This window comes from Kitasatospora sp. NPDC001540 (genome assembly GCF_042894345.1).
GTDB lineage: Bacteria > Actinomycetota > Actinomycetes > Streptomycetales > Streptomycetaceae > Kitasatospora > Kitasatospora phosalacinea_C.
Map to the genome: position 1 here is coordinate 85,351 of NZ_JBIAVO010000009.1, position 18,365 is coordinate 103,715.

Here is an 18,365-nt window from a genome sequence, read left to right on the forward strand (position 1 = left end):
TCGACTCGACGTGTTCCGTTCAAGCCCCGCTTACCTCACCATGGGACCGTGCCGGTGCACCTACGCGCGTAGCACATGCCTGCGCCGCCCCCTTCCCCCGGTACGAGGAGATCGACAGATGACCAGGGCTCCGAAGGCCGTCCGCCCGTCCGCCCTCGCCGCGGCCGGCCTGCTGCTGGCCGCCGCCGCCGCGACCGTCCAGCCGCACCCCGCCGCCGCCGCGACCACCGGCACCACCGCCACCACCGTGACCACTGCCACCACCGTGACCACTTCCAAGCGGGTGCTGTTCGACAACAGCAAGGGCGAGACCGCCGGGAACGCGGACTGGATCATCTCCACCAGCCAGCCCGACCCGCTCACCCAGAACGCCAACCCCAGCACCGAGACCTCCTGGACCGGCGCCGTCTCCGCCTGGGGCGTCGCACTGCAGAGGACCGGCAACTACAGCCTCAAGACCCTCCCCGCGGGCAGCACCATCACCTACGGCACCGGCGGCGCGCTCGACCTCGCCAACTTCGACGAGTTCGTGCTCCCCGAGCCCAACATCCGGCTCAGCGCCGCCGAGAAGACCGCCGTGATGACGTTCGTCCAGCACGGCGGCGGCCTGTTCCTGATCTCCGACCACACCCAGAGCGACCGCAACAACGACGGCTGGGACTCCCCGGCCATCATCAACGACCTGCTCACCAGCAACGGGGTCGACAACACCGACCCGTTCGGCTTCTCCGTCGACCTGCTGAACATCACCACCGACAACCCGCGCGCGATCACCGACACCACCGACCCGGTGCTCAACGGCTCCTTCGGCAAGGTCACCGGCTCGATCATCCGCAACGGCACCACCTTCACCCTCAAGCCCGCCGACAACCCCTCGGTCAAGGGCCTGCTCTACCGCACCGGCTACAGCGGCACCACCGGCGCCGCCTTCGCCACCTCCACCTTCGGCAGCGGCCGGGTCGCCATCTGGGGCGACTCCTCCCCGATCGACGACGGCACCGGCCAGTCCGGCAACACCCTCTACGACGGCTGGAACGACCCGGCCGGCACCGACGCCGCCCTCGCCCTCAACGCCACCGCCTGGCTCGCCCAGAACAGCGGCACCGGCACCGGCGGCGGGACGGGCGGCGGCACCGGCTGCACCGCCGCCCAGCTGATCACCAACCCCGGCTTCGAGACCGGCTCCACCTCCGGCTGGACCGAGACCAACAGCAACGGCACCAGCACCATCAACTCCAGCAGCAGCGAACCCGCCCACAGCGGCAGCTACGACGCCTGGCTCGACGGCTACGGCGCCGCCACCACCGACACCCTCGCCCAGACCGTCACCCTCCCCACCGGCTGCGCCGCCTACACGCTCAGCTTCTGGCTGCACATCGACAGCGCCGCCTCCACCACCAGCGCCTTCGACACCCTCACCGTCACCGCCAACGGCACCACCCTCGCCAGCTACAGCAACACCAACGCCGCCGCGGGCTACCAGCAGCGCACCTTCGACCTCGCCGCCTACGCGGGCCAGAGCGTCACGCTGAAGTTCACCGGCACCGAGGACTACACCAAGCAGACCTCCTTCGTGCTCGACGACGTCAACGTCAACGTCTCCTGACGCCCGGCGACAGCGGCGACCGCCGCGGGCGCCGGAACGGTCGGTGCCCGCGGCGAAAACCCCGTTCCCCCGGCCGTGCGGTCGGGGCATGATGGCCCGATGAACCGCACCGACCAGCAGCGTTCCGACCGGCAAGGCTCCGACCAGCAGCGTTCCGAGCAGCGCTTCCACGTCATCGTGCTGTCGAACTTCGCCCGGGGCTTCGACAAGTACGCGCTCAGCTACGGCAAGGCGGGCATCCCGGAGAGCACCTACCCGGACAGGTTCCACCTGCTGACCCGCGCGGAACTGGGCATCGGCACCGCCAAGGCCGGACGCCTGCTGGAACGGCTGGCGATACCGGGCGACCGGCTGCTGGTGCTGGAGACCGCCGTCGACCCCGACGCGCTGCACCCCAACGAGGTCACCGGCCTCGGCGCGGAGCTGCGCCGGGACAGCATCCGGCTGACCGCCGTCCACGAACCCGCCACGGAGCCGGACGGGCGGATCACCCTGACCCCGACCACCGTCGAGGACGCGATGGCCGCCTCGCTGGGCCTGCAGCCGCAGTTGGGCGCGTACGCCGACCTGCGGCCGCGCTCGGTCTCCGTCCTGCCGGTCGCCGCCGCCTGCCAGGCCAAGTGCTCGTTCTGCTTCTCCGCCGCCTCGATCTCCAGCGACCAGCCGCCCGCCCGGGTCCCGTGGGACACCGTCGCCGACTGGCTGGAGCGCGGCCGCGCCGCGGGCGCCGAACGGGCCGTGATCACCGGCGGCGGCGAGCCCACCCTGCTCCCGTTCGACCAGCAACTGCGGCTGGTGGCCGCCTGCGCCGCCGCCTTCCCCAAGACCGTCCTGATCAGCAACGCGCACAACCTCGCGAAACTCGCCCCCGCCGACCGGGCCGACCGGCTGGCCGCCCTCGCCGACGCGGGCCTGAGCGTCCTCGCCGTCTCCCGCCACCACCAGGACGACGACGCCAGCGAGCGGCTGATGGCGCTGCGCACCCCGGTCGGCGAGGTCGCCGACACCTGGCGCGCGGGGCGCGAGCGCTGGCCCGGGCTGCGGCTGCGGCTGATCTGCGTCCTCCAGCACGGCGGCGTCGCCGACGAGGCGGGCGTCGCCGCCTACCTCTCCTGGGCCGCCGCGCACGGCGTCGAGGAGGTCTGCTTCAAGGAGCTGTACGTCTCCACCAGCACCGAGTCGCTCTACCACGACCACGCCGCCAACCGCTGGAGCCGCGACCACCAGGTCTCGCTCTCCGTGGTCACCGACTTCGCCGAGCGGCACGGCTTCGCGGAGACCGGCCGCCTGCCCTGGGGCGCGCCGGTCCTCGACGGCAACTGGGACGGCCGCCCGATGCGGATCGCCGCCTACACCGAGCCCAGCCTGCTCTGGGAACGCACCCACGGCGTCGTCCGCAGCTGGAACGTCCTCGCCGACGGCCGCTGCTACGCCTCGCTGGAGGACCGGGCCAGCGAGATCCTCCCGGCGGGCGCCCTCCCGCTGGAGGTCCTGCCGGGAGCGGCCCGTCCGGCAGAAACCCCGCCGACGGGGGAGGTCCGTCCGGCAGCGGTCCGCCCGGCAGCGGTCCGTCCGGCGCCGGAAGGGGTGACGGCATGAGGTTCGACGAGTTCCAGGCCTTCCGGCGGCAGCGGCTCGACGCCGACCCGTCCCTGCTGGACGCCGCCGAGACCAACCTCTACCGGGCGCTAGCCCCCCTGGGCCCCCAGCCCCCGGGCGGTGACGGCGCCCGCACGGTGTACCGCTGCGACCTCGCCCGCACCTGGCTGCGCCGCTACGGGCTGCCGGAGCAGTGGTCGCGCCGCGCCCTGGTCAGCCGCGGCGTCCGGCACGGCCTGGAGCTGCTCCTGCGCCACCTGCACGAGATCGGCGCCCGGCTGTGGCTGCCCGCCGACGTCTACCCGGTCTACTTCGAGCTGGCCCGCGCCGCCGGGACGGCCCCCGACAGCTACCCGACGCTGCCCGCCCCCGTCCTGCCGCAGGCCCCGCCGGACGGCGAGCGCCCCGAGTACCTGCTGCTCGCCAACCCCAGCAAGCCGCTCGGCCGGTACCTCACCGACCCCGAGTGCGCCGAACTGGCCGCCTGGCTGCAGCAGTCCCCGCACCGCCGCCTGCTGATCGACACCGTCTACGACCTGGACGCCCCGTTCGCCCCCGGCACCCGGCGGCTGCTGGAGACCGGCCGCGCCGTCCTGCTGCACTCGGTCACCAAGGGCTGGCTGCAGCCCCGTACCTTCGGCATCGTCCTGCTGCCCGAGGCCGACGCCGACAGCGCCGTGGTCGGAGCCTTCCGGGCCGACCCGCCCAGTCAGGAACAACTGCGCTTCGCCGAACGGCTGTTGACCGAGCACGCCGACACCCCCCGGCAGGTCGGGGCCGCGCTGGCCGACCGTGCCGAACGCCTCCTCGCCGCGCTGCCCGCCGCCGTCCGCGCGCAGATCCCGGCCGCCGCCCGCACCAGCTTCGGCAACTACTTCTTCCCGGTCGACACCCCGGCCGAGACCCTGCTGGCCGAGCACGGCCTGCTCGCCCTCCCCGCCACCGCCTTCGGCGACACCCCCTGGGGCGGCTCCGTCCTCACCAGCCTCGCCGCCCCCTTCGCCGCAGCCCCTGCCGTCACCCCGGAGAACGCCCGATGAAGCCGCTGCAGGACCTCGCCGTCTACGACGACGCCGACTTCTACGACCGGGAGTTCGCCACCCGCACCCACGACGTCCCGTTCTTCCTCGACCAGGCCCGGCGCGCCGACGGCCCCGTCCTGGAGGTCGCCTGCGGCACCGGCCGGATCACCCTGCCGATCGCCCGCGCGGGAGTCGACGTCACCGGCCTCGACGTGATGCCCAGCATGCTGGCCCGCGCCCGCCGCCACGCCGCCGCCGAGGGTCTGCCCGTCGAGTGGCTGGAACAGGACTGCCGGGACATCCGCACCGACCGCCGCTTCGCCCTGGTCTTCTCCGCCACCAACGCCATGCAGCACCTGCACGACCTGGACTCGGTGCTCGCCTTCCTCACCTCGGCCCGCGAAGCCCTGCTCCCCGGTGGCACACTGCTCCTGGACGTCTTCAACCCCTCCCCGGCCAAGCTCGCCCGCCGCCCCGACGCCCCCTACCACCACAAGTCGGTCACCGACCTGGACGGCGCCGAACTGGAGGTGCGCGCCGCCACCGGCTACGACGCCGCCACCCAGGTGCTGCACTTCACCCTCGACTACCTGCGCGGGGGCGAGCCGGTCCGCACCAAGAAGGTCAGCATGCGCTGCTTCTTCCCGGAGGAGTTGCTCGCCCTGTGCCGCCTGGCCGGGCTCGACGTCGTGCACCGCTACGGGGGCTACGACTCCTCGCCGTTCACCAGCGCCTCGCCCAAGCAGATCCTGTTCTGCCGGGCCGCGGGCTCCGCCGACTGAGCGACCCCGCCGACGACCTCACCGACGACCTCACCGACGACCTCGCCGGTGAGCACGGTGTACGGCAGCGGGTCGAAGCCGTTGAACCCCTGGGTGAGGTAGCTGACCGCGTACGCACCGCTGGAGAGGATCCACACCGGGTCGCCGGAGGCCACCGCCCGGGGCACCGGCACCAGGCCGGTGGCGGCTCCGTGCGGAAAGGTGTCGTCGCTGTCGCAGGTCGGGCCCGCCACCACGGCCGGGACGCACTCCGCGGCCGGGTGGGTCGGGAAGACCAGCCGGTACTGCACCTGGTCCATCTCGTACAGGCCGTTGAACTTCCCGCAGCCCAGGTAGAGCCAGTGCTCCCGCTCGCCGTCCGGCTGCTCGCGGGAGGTCAGCCGGTAGACGTGGGTGCGGATCGCGCCCTGGTCGGCGACCAGGTGGCGGCCCGGCTCCAGGACGAAGTCCAGGGTGCCGCCGTGCAGTCGGCGCAGTTGGTCGACGCCCTGCCGGACGGCCCGGAAGATCTCGTCGAGCGGCGGGTCGAGGGCGGTGCCGTGGCGGTCGGCGTAGCCCAGGGCGGGCAGGCCGCCGCCGAGGTTGACGTGGTCGGGCCGGACGCCGCGCCGGTCGAGCTCGACCAGGACGTCGCCGATCAGCTCGAACGCGGCCGTCCAGGCCTCGGCGGTCAACTGCTGCGAACCGACGTGCACCGAGAGCCCGGCCGGGGTCAGCCCGGCGTCCCGGGCGGCGGTCAGCACCCGGACGGCGTCCGCCGCCGAGCAGCCGAACTTGCGGCTCAGGCCCCACAGCGCGCCCTCGCCGCTGGTCGCGAGGCGGCAGAACACCCGTGCGCCCGGGGCGTGTTCGGCGATCGCTGCGACGTCGGGGAGACTGTCGGTGGCGAAGTCCCGGATGCCCAGGCGGTACGCCTCGGCGATGCCCCGGTCCGACTTGACGGTGTTGCCGTAGTGCACCCGGTCGGCCGGGACGCCGGTGCGCAGGGCCTGGGCGATCTCGTGCGGGCTGGCGGCGTCGAACCCGGCGCCGAGCGCGGCCAGCTGGGCCAGCACCTCGTCCACCGGGCAGGCCTTCATAGCGAACCGGACGGCCACGCCCGGCAGTTCGTCCCGCAGCGCGGTGTAGCGGCGGGCGATGCCGGCCAGGTCGTAGAAGATCCGGTCGTCGGCGGAGGCGGCCAGCGCGGAGCGCAACGCCGGGCTGAGGGCGGAGTAGGGCGCCGGGGCGAGGACGGGGAGTGCGGCGGCCCGGTTCAACGTGCCCGGCCCTCGCCGTACGGGGGCCGCGGCGGCCCGAACGCGCGCAGGGCGGCCCGCAGTTGCTCGCGGTGCGGCTGCACGGCGCGGTCCAGCGCGGGGGCGAACGGCAGCACGGCGCCGTCCGGCCGGGTGATCCGCCGGGGCGGCGCGACCAGGCGCATCTCCTCGGCGGCGGTGGCCAGGACCTCGGCGCCGATGCCGCAGCTGCGGTTGGAGTCGTCGATGACGACCAGGCGCCCGGTGCGCTCCAGCGAGGCGGCCAGCGCCGCCCAGTCGAACGGGTACAGGGTGCGCGGGTCGAACACCTCGACGGAGAGCTCCGGGGCCAACTCCTCGGCGACGGCCAGCGCGTCGTGCACCAGGTGGCCGACGGCGACCACGGTCACGTCGCTGCCCGCGCGGTGGATCCGGGCCCGCCCCAGCGGGACCGGCGCCAGCTCCCACGTCACGGTCTCCCGCACCGGCAGGGCGGCGGCCGGGGCGAACACCACCACCGGGTCCGGGTCGGCGATCGCCGAGCGCAGCAGCCCGTACGCGTCGGTGGGCGTGGCCGGGACGACGGTCTTCACCCCGGCGTGCGCGAACAGGCCGTACGGGTGGTCGGAGTGCTGCCCGGCCCAGCCGTCCCGGGAGCCGGAGCCCGGCACCAGGCAGGTCAGTGGGACGGCGGCCTGGCCGCCGGTCATCAGCGAGAACTTGTGGGCCTGGTTGACGAGTTGCTCGAAGACCAGGAACAGCAGCGAGGGGATCTGGAACTCGAGCACCGGACGCCGCCCGGTCAGCGCGGCGCCGATCGCCATCGAGGTGAAGGCCTGCTCGGAGAGCGGGGTGTCGACGATCCGGCCGGGGCCGAAGCGCTCCAGCAGGTTGAGGGTGGGTCCGGCCAGCCCGGCACCGACGTCCTCGCCGAACACGCAGACCGCGGGGTCCGCGGCGAGGGCGTCGGTGAGCGCCCGGTTGAGCGCCTTGGTGTAGGAGAGCCTCATGCCCGCGCCCCCGCCCGCGGCCGCAGGCCGTCCGCGTACAGGTGCTCCAACGCGCCTTCCGGGGACGGGTGTTCGGAGGCGAGGGCGAACTCCCGCGCGGCGTCCAGCTGTTGCCGCACCGAGGAGTCCAACTGCCCGGCCAGGCCGGGCGGCAGGAGCGCGGCGGCGCGCGGCAGCGGGTCGCGGGCGCGCCAGTCGGCGATCTCCTCGGGGGTGCGGTAGCGCAGTTTCATCAGCCGTTCCATGGTGTGGTGCCCCTCGAAGCGGTAGGTGCGGCACCTGAGGAAGCCGGGGCCGCCACCGGCGGCGGCCCGTTCGACGGCCTCGGCGGCCGCCGCGCGGACGGCCTCGGTGTCCATCCCGTCCACCTCGGCGGCGGGGATGCCGAAGGCGGCGGCCCGGCCGGTGGCGCTGCCCGCCACCGCGCTGGCGGCGGGCAGCGTGGTGGCGTAGCCGTTGTCCTCGCAGACGAACAGCACCGGCAGCCGCCACATCGCGGCCAGGTTGAAGGACTCCAGCAGGACGCCCTGGTTGAGCGCACCGTCGCCGAAGAAGGCGACCGCGACCCGGTCCTCCCCGGCCTGCCGGGCCGACCAGGCGGCGCCGACCGCGATCGCCCCGCCCGCGCCGACCATGCCGTTGGCGCCCAGGATGCCCAGCGAGAAGTCCGCGGCGTGCATCGAGCCGCCCCGACCCCGGTTCAACCCGCCGGTGCGGCCCAGGAGTTCGGCCAGCAGCCGACCCGGGTCCGCGCCCTTGGCGAGCACGTGGCCGTGGCCCCGGTGGGTGGAGGTGATCCGGTCCTGCGGGCGCAGCGCCGCGCAGACGCCGACCGCGACCGCCTCCTGCCCGACGTACGGGTGGATGCCGCCGGTGATCTCCCCGGAGCGCACCAGACCGAGCGCGAGCTCCTCGAAGCCGCGGACCAGCCGCAGCATCCGGTAGCGCCCGGCGGCCGAGCCCAGGTCGGCCGGGTCCGGGGCGGTCGGGCCCGGGGCGGTCGAGCCCGGGGCGGCCGGGTTCAGGTCGGCCGGTCCGTGCTGGGTCACCGGGCTCCCCGCCAGATCACCGGGCAGATCTCGGGATCGGCGTAGTCGGGCCGCCCGTCGGCGGTGCGCCGCACCAGCACGTCGTGGTTGTACGCGGCGGGGGAGCCGTCCGGGCGGGTGGCGTGCCGGTACTCGTTGGCGCCGTCCTGCAGGTGCAGCGAGATCGCCCGGCGCGGGAAGTCGGCCAGGTTGGCGCCGCTGCCGTGGTAGGTGCGGCAGTGGTGGAAGGACACGTGCCCGCGCGGGATGACCACCGGCACCTTGCGGACCTCCGCGCCGTTGTGGGCGGCGTTGGCGGCCAGGATCGACTCCAGCTCGGAGCGGTCGCGCTGGGCGAAGTGCCGGGTGGCGTCCTCCCCGGAGGGCAGTTCCCGCCAGCGGTTGCTGCCGTCGACCATGGTGATGGTGCCGTTCTCCACCCCGCAGTCGTGGAACGGGATGAAGGCGGTCAGCATCTCCTCCGAGGTCGAGGTGTGCCAGTAGTGCTTGTCGAAGTGCCACGGCACCTGGTTGGACGGCTCCTCGGGCACCGGCGGCTTGAGGATCAGCGTCGACTGGAAGACCCGGATCTCCTCCGCCCCGGCGAGCAGCGCGGCGACCGCGCCGACCAGCGGCTTGCGCAGGAGCGCGCCGATCGCGTCGCTCTCGTGGTGCACGTAGTCGTTGTGCCGCTGCACCGGCCCGTGCGCGGGCTCCCAGGCGGCCAGGTTCGGCGGCCGGACGGCCAGGGTGCGGTCGCGGTGGCCCGCGTAGTACGCGTCGGCGGCGGCCTGGAGGGCGTCGACCTCGGCGTCGGTGAACAGCTTCCCGGAGAGGTACCAGCCGTGCTCGCGGTAGCCGGCCACCTCCTCGGGGGTGGGCAGCAGGGCGCGCTCGGCCGCGGTCAGCTCGAACTCGGTCACGGTGGTCACGGGGTGGGCCTCCTCGGAGGGTGGTCGGGTGGCGGATCAGGCGGTGGCGGGTCAGGCGGTGGCGGGTCAGGCGGTGGCGGGTCAGGCGGTGGCGGGTCAGGCGGTGGCGGTGGCGCGCTGGCGCTCGACGGCCTCGTACAGGGCCTTGATGTTGGCGGTGCCGAAGGTGCCCGCGCCCTGCCGCTCGATCAGCTCCAGGAAGAAGGTCCGCCGGGGGTGGGTGGAGCGGGCGAAGATCTGGAACAGCTGGCCGCCGTGGTCCTGGTCGACCAGGACGTCCAGCTCGCGCAGCGTCCCCACCGGGATCGCGGTGCCGCCGAGCCGCTCGGCCAGCGCGTCGTAGTAGGTGCCGGGGGTGGTCAGGAACTCCACGCCGCGGGCCCGGGCGGTGCGGACGGCGGTGGCGATGTCGCCGGTGCGGAAGGCCAGGTGCTGGACGCCCGCGCCGTCGTGGTCGGCCAGGAAGGTGTCGATCTGCCCGGCCCGGCGGCCGGTGTCCGGCTCGATCAGGGTGAAGGTGACGTCCCCGGAGGGGCTCTGCACCACGCTGGAGTCCATGCCCTGCTCGCCGACCGCGATGTACTCGCCGAAGATCCGGTGCATGCCGAGCGCGGCCTCGCAGAACAGCACGGCCTGCGCCAACTGCCCGGCGGGCACGCAGATCGCGACGTGGTCCAGGGCGTCCAGCAGCTCGCCGTCGACGGTCTCCGCGGTGTCGTCCGGGGTGTCGCCCGGTGCGTCGCCCGCGGCGTCGTCCGGCAGGGCGACGAAGCGCAGCGCGGTGTCGCCGAAGCCCGCGACCAGCGCGCCGTCCCGGTCCAGCACCTCGGCGCCGTGCCGCTCGGCCCGCTCCAGCGCGGCCCGCGGGTCGGCGCAGCCGAGCGCCAGCACGGCCACCCCCTCGCCGTGCCGCGCGACGTAGCGGGCCACCGGGTGGTCGCTGATCGCGCTGGAGAGCAGCCGCAGCCGGATGCCGCCCTGCCGCAGGTGCACGGCCTGCACCCCGGGCCGCCACACCGGCTGCTCGGCGTCGCGCCGGAAGCCGAAGGAGGTCTGCCACTCGGTGGCGCTCCGTGCGGCGTCCGCGCAGTGGTACTCGACGTGGGTGATCGTCCGGATGGTCAACTGGGCTCCTGGAAGCGGGAGTCGAGGGCGAGGGGGCGGGCCGTGGCGGCCCGCCGGGCGGTACGGGTGGGCGTCGGCCCGAAGACCAGGCTGGTGTTGTGGCCGCCGAACGCGAAGGCGTTGCTCAGCGCGGCCCGCAGTACGGCGGGGCGGGCGGCGCCGCGGACGTGGTCCAGGTCGCACGCCGGGTCGGGCTCGTCCAGGTTGAGGGTCGGCGGCAGCAGCCCGCGGGCCACCGCCAGCGCGGTCACGGCGGCCTCCACCGCCCCGGCCGCGCCCAGCAGGTGGCCGGTGGCGCCCTTGGTGGAGCTGACGGCGGGCCGGTGCGCACCGAACACCGCCTGCAGCGCCGCCGATTCGGCCAGGTCGCCGAGCCTGGTGCCGGTGCCGTGCGCGTTGACGTAGCCGATCTCGGACGCGGCCAGCCCGGCGTCGGCGATCGCGGCGCGCATCGCGTCGGCGGCGCCCTCGCCGTCGGGGCGGGGCATGGTCGGGTGGTGGGCGTCGGTGCTGGCGCCCCAGCCGATCAGCTCGGCGTACCCGGCCGCGCCGCGGGCCTCGGCGTGCTCGGCGCTCTCCAGCACCAGGACGGCGCTGCCGTCGCCCAGCACGAAGCCGTTGCGGCGGGCGTCGAACGGCCGGGACGCCTGCGCCGGGTCGCCCCAACCCTGGGCCAGCGCACGGGCGTTGGCGAAGGCGGAGACGATCGTCGGGTGCAGCGAGGCGTCCGTCCCGCCGCACACCACCACGTCCGCGTCACCGGCCCGGATCAGCCGCAGCCCCTCGGCCACCGCCTGGGCCCCGGCCGCGCAGGCCGTCACGATCGCGGTGCTGAAGCCGCGGACGCCGTGCTTGATCGCGATCCGGGCGGTCGCCATGTTGGAGAGCATCCCGGGCAGCAGGTACGGGCTGACACCGGGACGGCCGCGCTCCCGGCGGCGGCCCGCCTGCTGCTCGTACGTCTCCAGACCGCCGCCACCGGTGCCCAGCACCACGGCGGTGCGCCGTGCGTCCACGTCGCGGCCGACCACCAGCGCGGCGTCGGCCAGCGCGTCGTCCGCGGCGGCCATCGCCAGCAGCACGAAGCGGTCGACGCAGCGGGTCTCGGTCGGCGGCAGCACCTCCCGGCCGTCCACGTGCGGGGCGATCCCGGCGGCGGGCAGCCAGCCGTGCGCGACGTGGCCCTCCGGCACGGCGGTGATGCCGCTGCGCCCGGCGGCCAGCGCGGCGAACACCTCCTCGGGCGCGCGGCCCAGCGAGGTGACCATCCCGATGCCGGTGACGACGGCGCCGGGCCGTCCGGCCCGGGTCACCGGGCGCCGCCGGGGGCGGTCGTGGCGGCAGGGGCCGACGCGGCGAGGTGGCGCTCGCGCAGCAGCACCTTGCGGACCTTGCCGGTCGGGCCGAGCGGGATGTCCGCGTCGTCGACCACCAGCACCGAGCGGACGGTCGCGGCGGTGGGCCCGTCGAGCGCGGCCAGCACCTCCGCGGTGCGGTCCGCGGCCCGGTCGGCGCCGTCCGCGAGGAGCAGCAGCACGTCGGTGACCACCCGCCCGCCGTCCTTGACCGCGACGACCGTGCAGTCCTGCACACCGGGGACGTCGGCCAGCACCCGCTCCTCGGACATCGCGGTGTACAGCCGTCGGCCGCCGCCGAGGTCGACCGAGTCGACCAGCCGGTCGACGTGGTAGTAGTAGCCGTCCTCGTCCCGGTACATCAGGTCGCCGGTGAGGAAGCGCCCGCGCAGCCGGGTGCGGTAGGTGGTGACCGAGTCGTTCCAGTAGCCGGGCGCCAACGTCGGTGAGGCGGTGGCGAGTTCACCGACCTCGCCGGGGCCGAGCGGCTCGCCGTCCGGGCCGACCACCTCGCAGTCGACGAAGGCGTGCGGACGGCCCACGCAGCGGCCGTACTTCTCGGTGCCCGGGGCGTGGGTGATGTGGAAGTGCGAGTGGCCCATCTCGGTCGAGCCGAGGCCGTCGACGAACACCGAGCCCGGCAGACGGCCGCGGCCCTCGCGGGTGACGGTCTCGCGCGAGCCCTGCGCGATCAGGCGGCGGATGTGCGCCTCGTGCGCGCAGTCGCCGGTGTTCCACCACAGGCCCACCGAGGACAGGTCGCGGGCGGAGAGGTCCTGCCGGGCCAGGTCGGCCCAGGTGGTGGCGAAGCCGAACACGCTCTGCGGCTGCCAGCGCTCGATCGCCTCCAGCACCGCCGGGCCGGTCTGCTGCGAGATCAGGTGCAGCCGGGAGTGGAAGCTGAGCGCCAGATTGAGCGCGATCAGCGTCGCGGCGTGCGCGGCGGGCAGTGCGCTCAGCACCCGGTCGATGCCCTGCGGACGGGGAAGCGCGGCGCGGTGCCGGATCGCCGCGTACAGGCTGGCGTGCGAGTGCACCACGGCCTTGGGCATCCCGGTGGTGCCGGAGGAGTGGGTGATCGCCACCGGGTCGTCCGGGTGGTGCCGGTACGGGGCGGGCGCCGACTCCGGGTCGCCGTCGGCGAGTCGGGCGGCGTCGGCGAGGACGGGCGCCGCCGGGTCGTGCCCGGCCAGCTCGGCCCGGTGCGCGGGGTCGGTGAGGATGCCGACGGCGCCGAGGCGGGCGATGTAGCGGGCCGCGCGCTCGCCCTCCACCCCGGGGTTGAGCAGCGCCGGGATCGCGCCGAGCCGGGCCAGCGCCAGGAAGGACAGCACCTGGTCGGCGGCGGCGGACGCGTACACCACCACCACGTCCCGCCGACCGATCCCCAGGGCGTGCAGCGCGGCGGCCCGGGCCCGGACGGCGCGGTCGGCCCCGCGCAGGGTGAACGCCTCCCCGGCGGCGCGGCCGTCCACGGGGGTGTCGAAGCTCAGCAGTGGGTCGTCGAGGCCGGTGCCCAGGGCGATCCTGCTGGTCAGCACGTTCCCGGCGCCGACGTCCGGGTCGTTCGCCAGGAGGCTGCGGATACTGCGGGTGCTCACGGTGTGGGTCCCTCCCATGGGCCACGGCGCTGGCCGTGCGGGTGCGGTGCGGCGTCCGGGGACGGACGCGTGCGGACGGGGTGGGTCAGGGGGCGGCGGCGACCAGGACGGCGGCGGCCCGGTCGGCGTACCCTGCGTGCTCGGCGTGCCCGGTGCGCTCGGCCTGCTCGGCGGCGATCACCAGGACGTGGTCGGCGTCACCGTCGGCTAGTAGCAGTTCGGCCAACTCCAGTGCGTCCGGTGGGACTTCACCGGGCGCGGCGGCCTCCGGCGGGCTGATCGCGAGGACCGGGCCGGTCAGCTGCCAGCGGGCGGCGACGTGTCCGAGGACGGCGTTCGGGTTGGACTGGAAGAACAGCAGCGGCGGCATCCGGTGCCCCGCGGCGGCGGTGTCGATGGCCAGCGCGGTGGCCCGGTCGCCCCCGGCGCTGGCGAGCAGCAGGCCGGTGCGGCGCGGTGGCCCGGGCTCGCCGTAGTGCGCGGCCAGGCAGCGCTCGGCGACGGCCGCGACCAGCGGGTTGAAGGTCGAGGCCGAGAAGCCGGGCAGCGGGGGCGGCGGCTCGCCGTCGGGCCAGCGGGCGGTGGCGAGGGTGCGCAGGCGGTTCACGCGGCGGCCACCAGGAGCGCGGTGTTGGCGCCGCCGAACGCCGAGTTGAGGCTCAGCGCGTAGCGCGGACGGACCTCCTGCCGGGGCCCGGTCAGGACCAGGTTCAGCCCGATCTCCGGATCCGGTCCCAGCCAGCTCGCGTTGACCGGCAGCCGCCCGCTGCCCAACGCGCCGATGGTGACGGCGAGTTCGAGCAGAGCGGAGGCCTCAAGGGCGTGCCCGTGCACGGATTTGCTGGAGCTGACCGGCAGTTCGCCCAGCGCCGCGCCGAACACCTCGCGCAGCGCCCGCGCCTCCGCCAGGTCCGACATCGGCGAACCGGTGCCGTTGGCGTTGACGTAGCCCACCTCGGACGGGGCGACCCCCGCCCGGGCCAGCGCGGACCGGACGGCCCGGGCCACGCCCGCCCCGTCTGGCCGCGGACGGCACACGTGGTGGGCGTCCCCCGAGCGGCCCCAGCCCGCCAGCCGGGCCAGCGGGCGGACACCGCGCGCGGCGGCGGCGGTGTCCGCCTCGACGACCACGGCCGCCGCGCCGTCCCCGAGCAGGGTGCCGCTGCGTCCGCTGCTGAACGGCCGCAGCTCGCCGTCGCGGGCCAGCGCCCGGCCCGCGTCGAAGGCCGCGAAGACGCCCGGCTCCACCAGGTGCCCGGCCGCGACCACCACCCGGGGGTGGCGGCCGGAGCCGACCATCGCGGCGGCGTCGGCCACGGCGGTGGCGGCCGCCACGCAGGCGCCGGTGTAGACCCGGGCCACCCCGGCCAGGCCGAGGACAGCGGTGCCCCGCGCCACCTCCGCGGCCACCTCGCGGGTCCGCAGGTCGCTGTGCAGGGCGAGCAACAGCGGTGCACTGCAGGGGAGTTCGGCCTGTGCGCAGGCGTCGGCGACGGCGCCGAGCACCGCCTCGGCGAGCGGCGGCGGATCGGCCAGCAGGGCCGCCCGCCGGGTGCCGCGCCGGGCGACGTCGAAGCGGGTCACCGCGGCGAACCCGGCGGTGGAGCCCCCGGCGGTCGCGGCGGCCAGCGGGGCGGGCCCGGCGCCGAAGGCGCTGAGCACCCCGAGGCCGGTGAACACCGGCCGTCCGGCCGACGGTGCGCTGCTGCTCATGACCGGGCGACCCCACCGGGGGAGGGGGCGGCGGTGGTGGCGGCGAGGACGGCCGCGCACAGCACGGTGACGGCGTCGTCCACCGTTCGGACCGCAGCGAACTGTCCGTCCGAGAGCTCCAGCTCGATTCCGTAGCGCTGCTCGAACTCGGCCGTCAGCCAGGTGAGTTCGAGCGAACCGAGGTGCTCGGGCACGCTCTCCGCGGCCCGCTGTCCGAACGCCGCGAGCATCGCCACCACCGCGGCCCGGTCCGGCAGCGCGGGTGCGGGCGTGTTCACGCGGCGGTCCCGGCGGTCGCAGCGGTCCCGGCGGTCGCGGCGGCGACCCGGCGGGCCACGTCGGCGGTGAACTGGTCGAGCGTCATCAGCGCGGTGGTCTCCAGCTCGTCCATGTCGAACTTGATCCCGAACTCGTCCTCGACCTGGACCGAGAGCTCGGCCAGCGCCAGCGATTCGAGGTCGAGCCCGGCCGGGCCGAGGTCGGTGTCGCCGGTGACCTCGGCGACGTCGTAGTTCATCTCGGTGAGCGTCGCGAGGACGAACTCCTGGATGCGCTCCTGCATGCTGTGCTCCTCGTACGGGGTGGTCGGGGTTCGGTGCGGTGTGCGGTCGGTCAGGGGGTGGCGGCGGCGCGCAGCGCGGCGGCGTCGCGGACGAGCTTGCCGGTGGCGGTGCGGGGCAGCGCCGGGAGGAAGGCGAGCTGCCGGGGCCGCTTGAAGGCGGCCAGCTCGCGGGCCAGCACCTCCCGGACGGCGTCGGCCCGGTCGGTGTCGGTCCGGACGGCGGCCCCGGCGGCCCCGTCAGTCCCGGCGTCCCCGGTGCTCCCGGCGTCCTCGGTGGCCAGGTACGCCTCGATGGCGCCGTCCGCGAAGACCACCACGGCCTCGCGGACCCCGGGCAGGCCCGCGAGGGTGTGCTCGACCTCGTTGAGGTCGACCTTGAGGCCGCCGACGGAGACCTGCGAGTCGCGCCGCCCCAGCACGGTGACCCGGCCGGTCGCCGGGTCGACCCGGCCCGCGTCGCGGGTGTGCAGCCAGCCGTCCGACCAGCGGGCGGGGTCGGTCAGGCCGGGGTACGGGGAGGCGGCCATCGCGAGGTGCAGCTCGCCGCCGTCCTCGCGCAGCTCCGTGCCGTGGACGGGCACGGCCTCGGGGTGCAGGGTGCCGTCGAGGTCGGTGGCGATGACGCCGCGCTCGGTCATCCCGTACATGGTGCCCAGCGGCACCCCGTACCGGGCGGTGAAGGCGGCGGGCAGCCCGGGGCGGAGCAGCTCGCCGGCGACGATCATCCGGCGCAGCTGTGGCAGCGGCGGGGGAGCGGCCGCACCGGCCAGCAGCTCGGCGTGGAACGGCACGCCGATCACGGTGGTCGGCCGGTCGTCCTCGGCGATCGCGGCCAGGATGCCCGCCGTGGTCGTCCGCGCGGGGACGGTCAGCGGCGCCCGGGCGTGCAGGCTGTTCAGCAGCCCGCCGACCAAGCCCAGGACGTGCACCACGGAGGAGAGCAGGACGACCCGCTCCCCGGCCTTCGGGAACGCCACCAGCCGTGCGTAGCAGTCGAGTTCGCGCAGCAAGTCGGCGGCGGTGCGGGCGATCACCTTGGCCGGACCGGTCGAGCCCGAGCTCAGCTGCACCAGCGCGTGGCCGGTCGCGGCCGGTCGGCCGCCCGGCAGGGCGACCGGCACCGGGTCGGTCTCGGCGAAGCCGCGCATCGCCGCGGCGGGGCCGTGCGCCGACTCCACCAGCACCTGGGGCGCCAGCCGTTCGACGGCCAGCGCGACCTCGTGGTCGGTGAGCCGGTGGTCGAACAGGACGGCCTGGGCGCCCAGTTGCCAGCAGGCCAGCAGCGCGGCGGCGTAGCCGAGCGAGGGCGCCAGCCGCAGCGCGGCCGTGCCGCCGCGCGCCAGGCCCGCGGCGGTGAGCCGCGCGGCCTGCTCGGCGACCAGGTCGCGCAGCGCGGCGCGGTCCACGGGGGCGCCGAAGCGCAGGCACTCCTGGTCGGCAGGTCCGGCCAGCAGGAAGCGGTCCACCCAGTCGTGCGGGGCACCGCAGGGCAGGGCGGGGAGAGAGGGAGATCCGGTCAACACCACTCCACGAAGGGGAGGTTGGAAGGACGCCGGTCACGACCGGCGGGGTCGGTTCGGCCTCCCGACCATGACACAGCCGTTCGAGCCGAAGCAAGGTCTAGACCATTGGGGGCGTCGCCTCCTACGCTGCCGGGCCGGAGCGGGCCCGACCGGGGCCTGCCCGGAAAGGCAGACCCTTGGACGCCCTGGAACTCTCCGACGTCGAACGCGCCGCCCGCGCCGAACTCCCGACCGAAACCTGGGACTTCCTCCAGGGCGGCAGCGGCGCCGAACGCACCCTCGCCGCCAACCGCGCCCAGTTCGCGCAGTGCCGCCTGCGCCCGCGCACCATGGTCGACGTCTCCACCACCGACCAGCGCCTCACCCTGCTCGGCAGCCCCCTGGAGACCCCGATCGGCATCGCCCCGATGGCCTACCACCAGCTGTTCCACCCCGAGGGCGAGGTCGCCACCGCCCGCGCGGCGGGCCGCGCCGGAGCGCTCCTGGTCGCCGGGATCTTCGCCAGCCGCACCCTGGAGTCCATCGCCGGGGCCGCCACCGGCCCGCTCTGGCTCCAGCTCTACTGGCTGCGCCACCGCGACGCCCTCGCCGCCCTGATCGCCCGCGCCGAGGACGCCGGGTACCGCGCCCTGGTGCTCACCGTCGACGCCCCCCGGATCGGCCGCCGCCTGCGCGACGCCCGCAACGGCTTCGCGATCCCCGCGCACGTCCGCGCCGTCAACCTCGACCCGGCCCTGACGGCCGCCAGTCACCGTGCGGGACAAGGAAGTTCGGGCATCGCCGACCACGCCCGGGAACAGTTCGACCCCACCCTGACCTGGGCCGACCTGGCCTGGCTGCGCGAACGCAGCACCCTGCCGATCGTCCTCAAGGGCATCCTCACCGCCGAGGACGCCCGCCTCGCCGCCGAACACGGCGTCGACGCCGTCCTGGTCTCCAACCACGGCGGCCGCCAACTCGACGGTGCCCCATCGACCCTCGCCGCCCTGCCCGAAGTGGCCGCCGCCCTCCCGCCGAACCTGCCCGTGCTCCTGGACGGCGGTGTCCGAACGGGCACGGACGCTGCCCTCGCGATCGCCCTCGGCGCCCGCGCCGTCCTGATCGGCCGCCCCGCCCTCTGGGGCCTCGCCGCCGACGGCGAGAACGGCGTCGCCCGGGTCCTCGAGCTCCTGAAGGCCGAACTCGACCACACCCTCGCCCTGCTCGGCCGCCCCCGCCTCACCGACCTCGACCCCACCGCCGTCACCCCCACCTGACCGGACGCGGCCC

General features: G+C 75.3%; 17 protein-coding genes. 5 read left to right on the plus strand and 12 right to left on the minus strand.

Translation table 11 applies throughout. The features are described 5' to 3' along the window. Positions 1-118 precede the first annotated feature (118 nt). The 4 genes from ACFY00_RS13905 (at position 119) to ACFY00_RS13920 (ending at position 5,009) form a co-directional block, all read left to right on the plus strand. Entirely contained in the window at positions 119-1,606 is a 1,488-nt protein-coding gene (locus tag ACFY00_RS13905; protein ID WP_388030840.1) for a hydrolase, read from the plus strand. A 99-nt stretch (positions 1,607-1,705) separates the two neighbouring features. Further along, positions 1,706-3,205 carry a radical SAM protein gene (locus ACFY00_RS13910; protein ID WP_388030842.1) on the plus strand — a complete coding sequence of 500 codons (1,500 nt, stop codon included), beginning with the start codon at positions 1,706-1,708 and terminating at the stop codon, positions 3,203-3,205. After that, complete coding sequence (locus ACFY00_RS13915) at positions 3,202-4,245, plus strand: aminotransferase class I/II-fold pyridoxal phosphate-dependent enzyme (RefSeq protein WP_388030844.1); 1,044 nt, start codon at positions 3,202-3,204, stop codon at positions 4,243-4,245. The genes ACFY00_RS13910 and ACFY00_RS13915 overlap by 4 nt, the downstream gene beginning before the upstream one ends. Next, a complete protein-coding gene (locus ACFY00_RS13920; protein WP_388030846.1) occupies positions 4,242-5,009 on the plus strand; it encodes a class I SAM-dependent methyltransferase in 768 nt (255 codons plus the stop codon). The genes ACFY00_RS13915 and ACFY00_RS13920 overlap by 4 nt, the downstream gene beginning before the upstream one ends. On the opposite strand, the gene ACFY00_RS13925 is transcribed toward ACFY00_RS13920, so the two are convergent. The 12 genes from ACFY00_RS13925 to ACFY00_RS13980 all read right to left on the minus strand — a co-directional run bounded on the left by ACFY00_RS13925 (position 4,934) and on the right by ACFY00_RS13980 (position 17,096). After that, the gene (locus ACFY00_RS13925; protein ID WP_388031093.1) at positions 4,934-6,205 is read right to left on the minus strand and encodes a type III PLP-dependent enzyme; all 1,272 of its coding nucleotides are present in this window, start codon (positions 6,203-6,205) and stop codon (positions 4,934-4,936) included. The genes ACFY00_RS13920 and ACFY00_RS13925 overlap by 76 nt on opposite strands. Before the next feature lie 59 nt (positions 6,206-6,264). Beyond that, a complete protein-coding gene (locus ACFY00_RS13930) occupies positions 6,265-7,257 on the minus strand; it encodes an alpha-ketoacid dehydrogenase subunit beta (RefSeq protein WP_388030848.1) in 993 nt (330 codons plus the stop codon). Continuing rightward, positions 7,254-8,306 carry a thiamine pyrophosphate-dependent dehydrogenase E1 component subunit alpha gene (locus ACFY00_RS13935; RefSeq protein WP_388030849.1) on the minus strand — a complete coding sequence of 351 codons (1,053 nt, stop codon included), beginning with the start codon at positions 8,304-8,306 and terminating at the stop codon, positions 7,254-7,256. The genes ACFY00_RS13930 and ACFY00_RS13935 overlap by 4 nt, the downstream gene beginning before the upstream one ends. Next, positions 8,303-9,217 carry a phytanoyl-CoA dioxygenase family protein gene (locus ACFY00_RS13940; RefSeq protein ID WP_388030851.1) on the minus strand — a complete coding sequence of 305 codons (915 nt, stop codon included), beginning with the start codon at positions 9,215-9,217 and terminating at the stop codon, positions 8,303-8,305. Before ACFY00_RS13940 ends, ACFY00_RS13935 begins: the two co-directional genes overlap by 4 nt. A gap of 96 nt (positions 9,218-9,313) precedes the next feature. Beyond that, positions 9,314-10,342 carry a 4-hydroxyphenylpyruvate dioxygenase gene (gene hppD / locus ACFY00_RS13945; protein ID WP_388030853.1) on the minus strand — a complete coding sequence of 343 codons (1,029 nt, stop codon included), beginning with the start codon at positions 10,340-10,342 and terminating at the stop codon, positions 9,314-9,316. Beyond that, positions 10,339-11,655 carry a beta-ketoacyl-[acyl-carrier-protein] synthase family protein gene (locus ACFY00_RS13950; RefSeq protein ID WP_388030855.1) on the minus strand — a complete coding sequence of 439 codons (1,317 nt, stop codon included), beginning with the start codon at positions 11,653-11,655 and terminating at the stop codon, positions 10,339-10,341. Before ACFY00_RS13950 ends, hppD begins: the two co-directional genes overlap by 4 nt. Beyond that, complete coding sequence (locus tag ACFY00_RS13955) at positions 11,652-13,298, minus strand: AMP-binding protein (protein ID WP_388030857.1); 1,647 nt, start codon at positions 13,296-13,298, stop codon at positions 11,652-11,654. The genes ACFY00_RS13950 and ACFY00_RS13955 overlap by 4 nt, the downstream gene beginning before the upstream one ends. Before the next feature lie 85 nt (positions 13,299-13,383). Continuing rightward, on the minus strand, positions 13,384-13,905 hold the full coding sequence (locus ACFY00_RS13960) for a hypothetical protein (RefSeq protein WP_388030860.1): 522 nt from the start codon (positions 13,903-13,905) through the stop codon (positions 13,384-13,386). Continuing rightward, positions 13,902-15,011 carry a beta-ketoacyl synthase N-terminal-like domain-containing protein gene (locus ACFY00_RS13965; RefSeq protein WP_388030862.1) on the minus strand — a complete coding sequence of 370 codons (1,110 nt, stop codon included), beginning with the start codon at positions 15,009-15,011 and terminating at the stop codon, positions 13,902-13,904. Before ACFY00_RS13965 ends, ACFY00_RS13960 begins: the two co-directional genes overlap by 4 nt. Continuing rightward, positions 15,008-15,289 carry an acyl carrier protein gene (locus tag ACFY00_RS13970; protein WP_388030864.1) on the minus strand — a complete coding sequence of 94 codons (282 nt, stop codon included), beginning with the start codon at positions 15,287-15,289 and terminating at the stop codon, positions 15,008-15,010. Before ACFY00_RS13970 ends, ACFY00_RS13965 begins: the two co-directional genes overlap by 4 nt. Further along, complete coding sequence (locus tag ACFY00_RS13975; protein WP_388030866.1) at positions 15,286-15,573, minus strand: acyl carrier protein; 288 nt, start codon at positions 15,571-15,573, stop codon at positions 15,286-15,288. Before ACFY00_RS13975 ends, ACFY00_RS13970 begins: the two co-directional genes overlap by 4 nt. Positions 15,574-15,623: 50 nt before the next feature. Beyond that, positions 15,624-17,096: a class I adenylate-forming enzyme family protein gene (locus tag ACFY00_RS13980; RefSeq protein ID WP_388030868.1), complete on the minus strand. Its 1,473-nt coding sequence runs from the start codon at positions 17,094-17,096 to the stop codon at positions 15,624-15,626. Positions 17,097-17,272: 176 nt separating this feature from the next. Between ACFY00_RS13980 and ACFY00_RS13985 the strand changes: the two genes are divergently transcribed. Then, positions 17,273-18,352, plus strand: coding sequence for an alpha-hydroxy acid oxidase (locus ACFY00_RS13985; RefSeq protein ID WP_388030872.1), 1,080 nt, complete (start codon positions 17,273-17,275; stop codon positions 18,350-18,352). Positions 18,353-18,365: the final 13 nt, after the last annotated feature.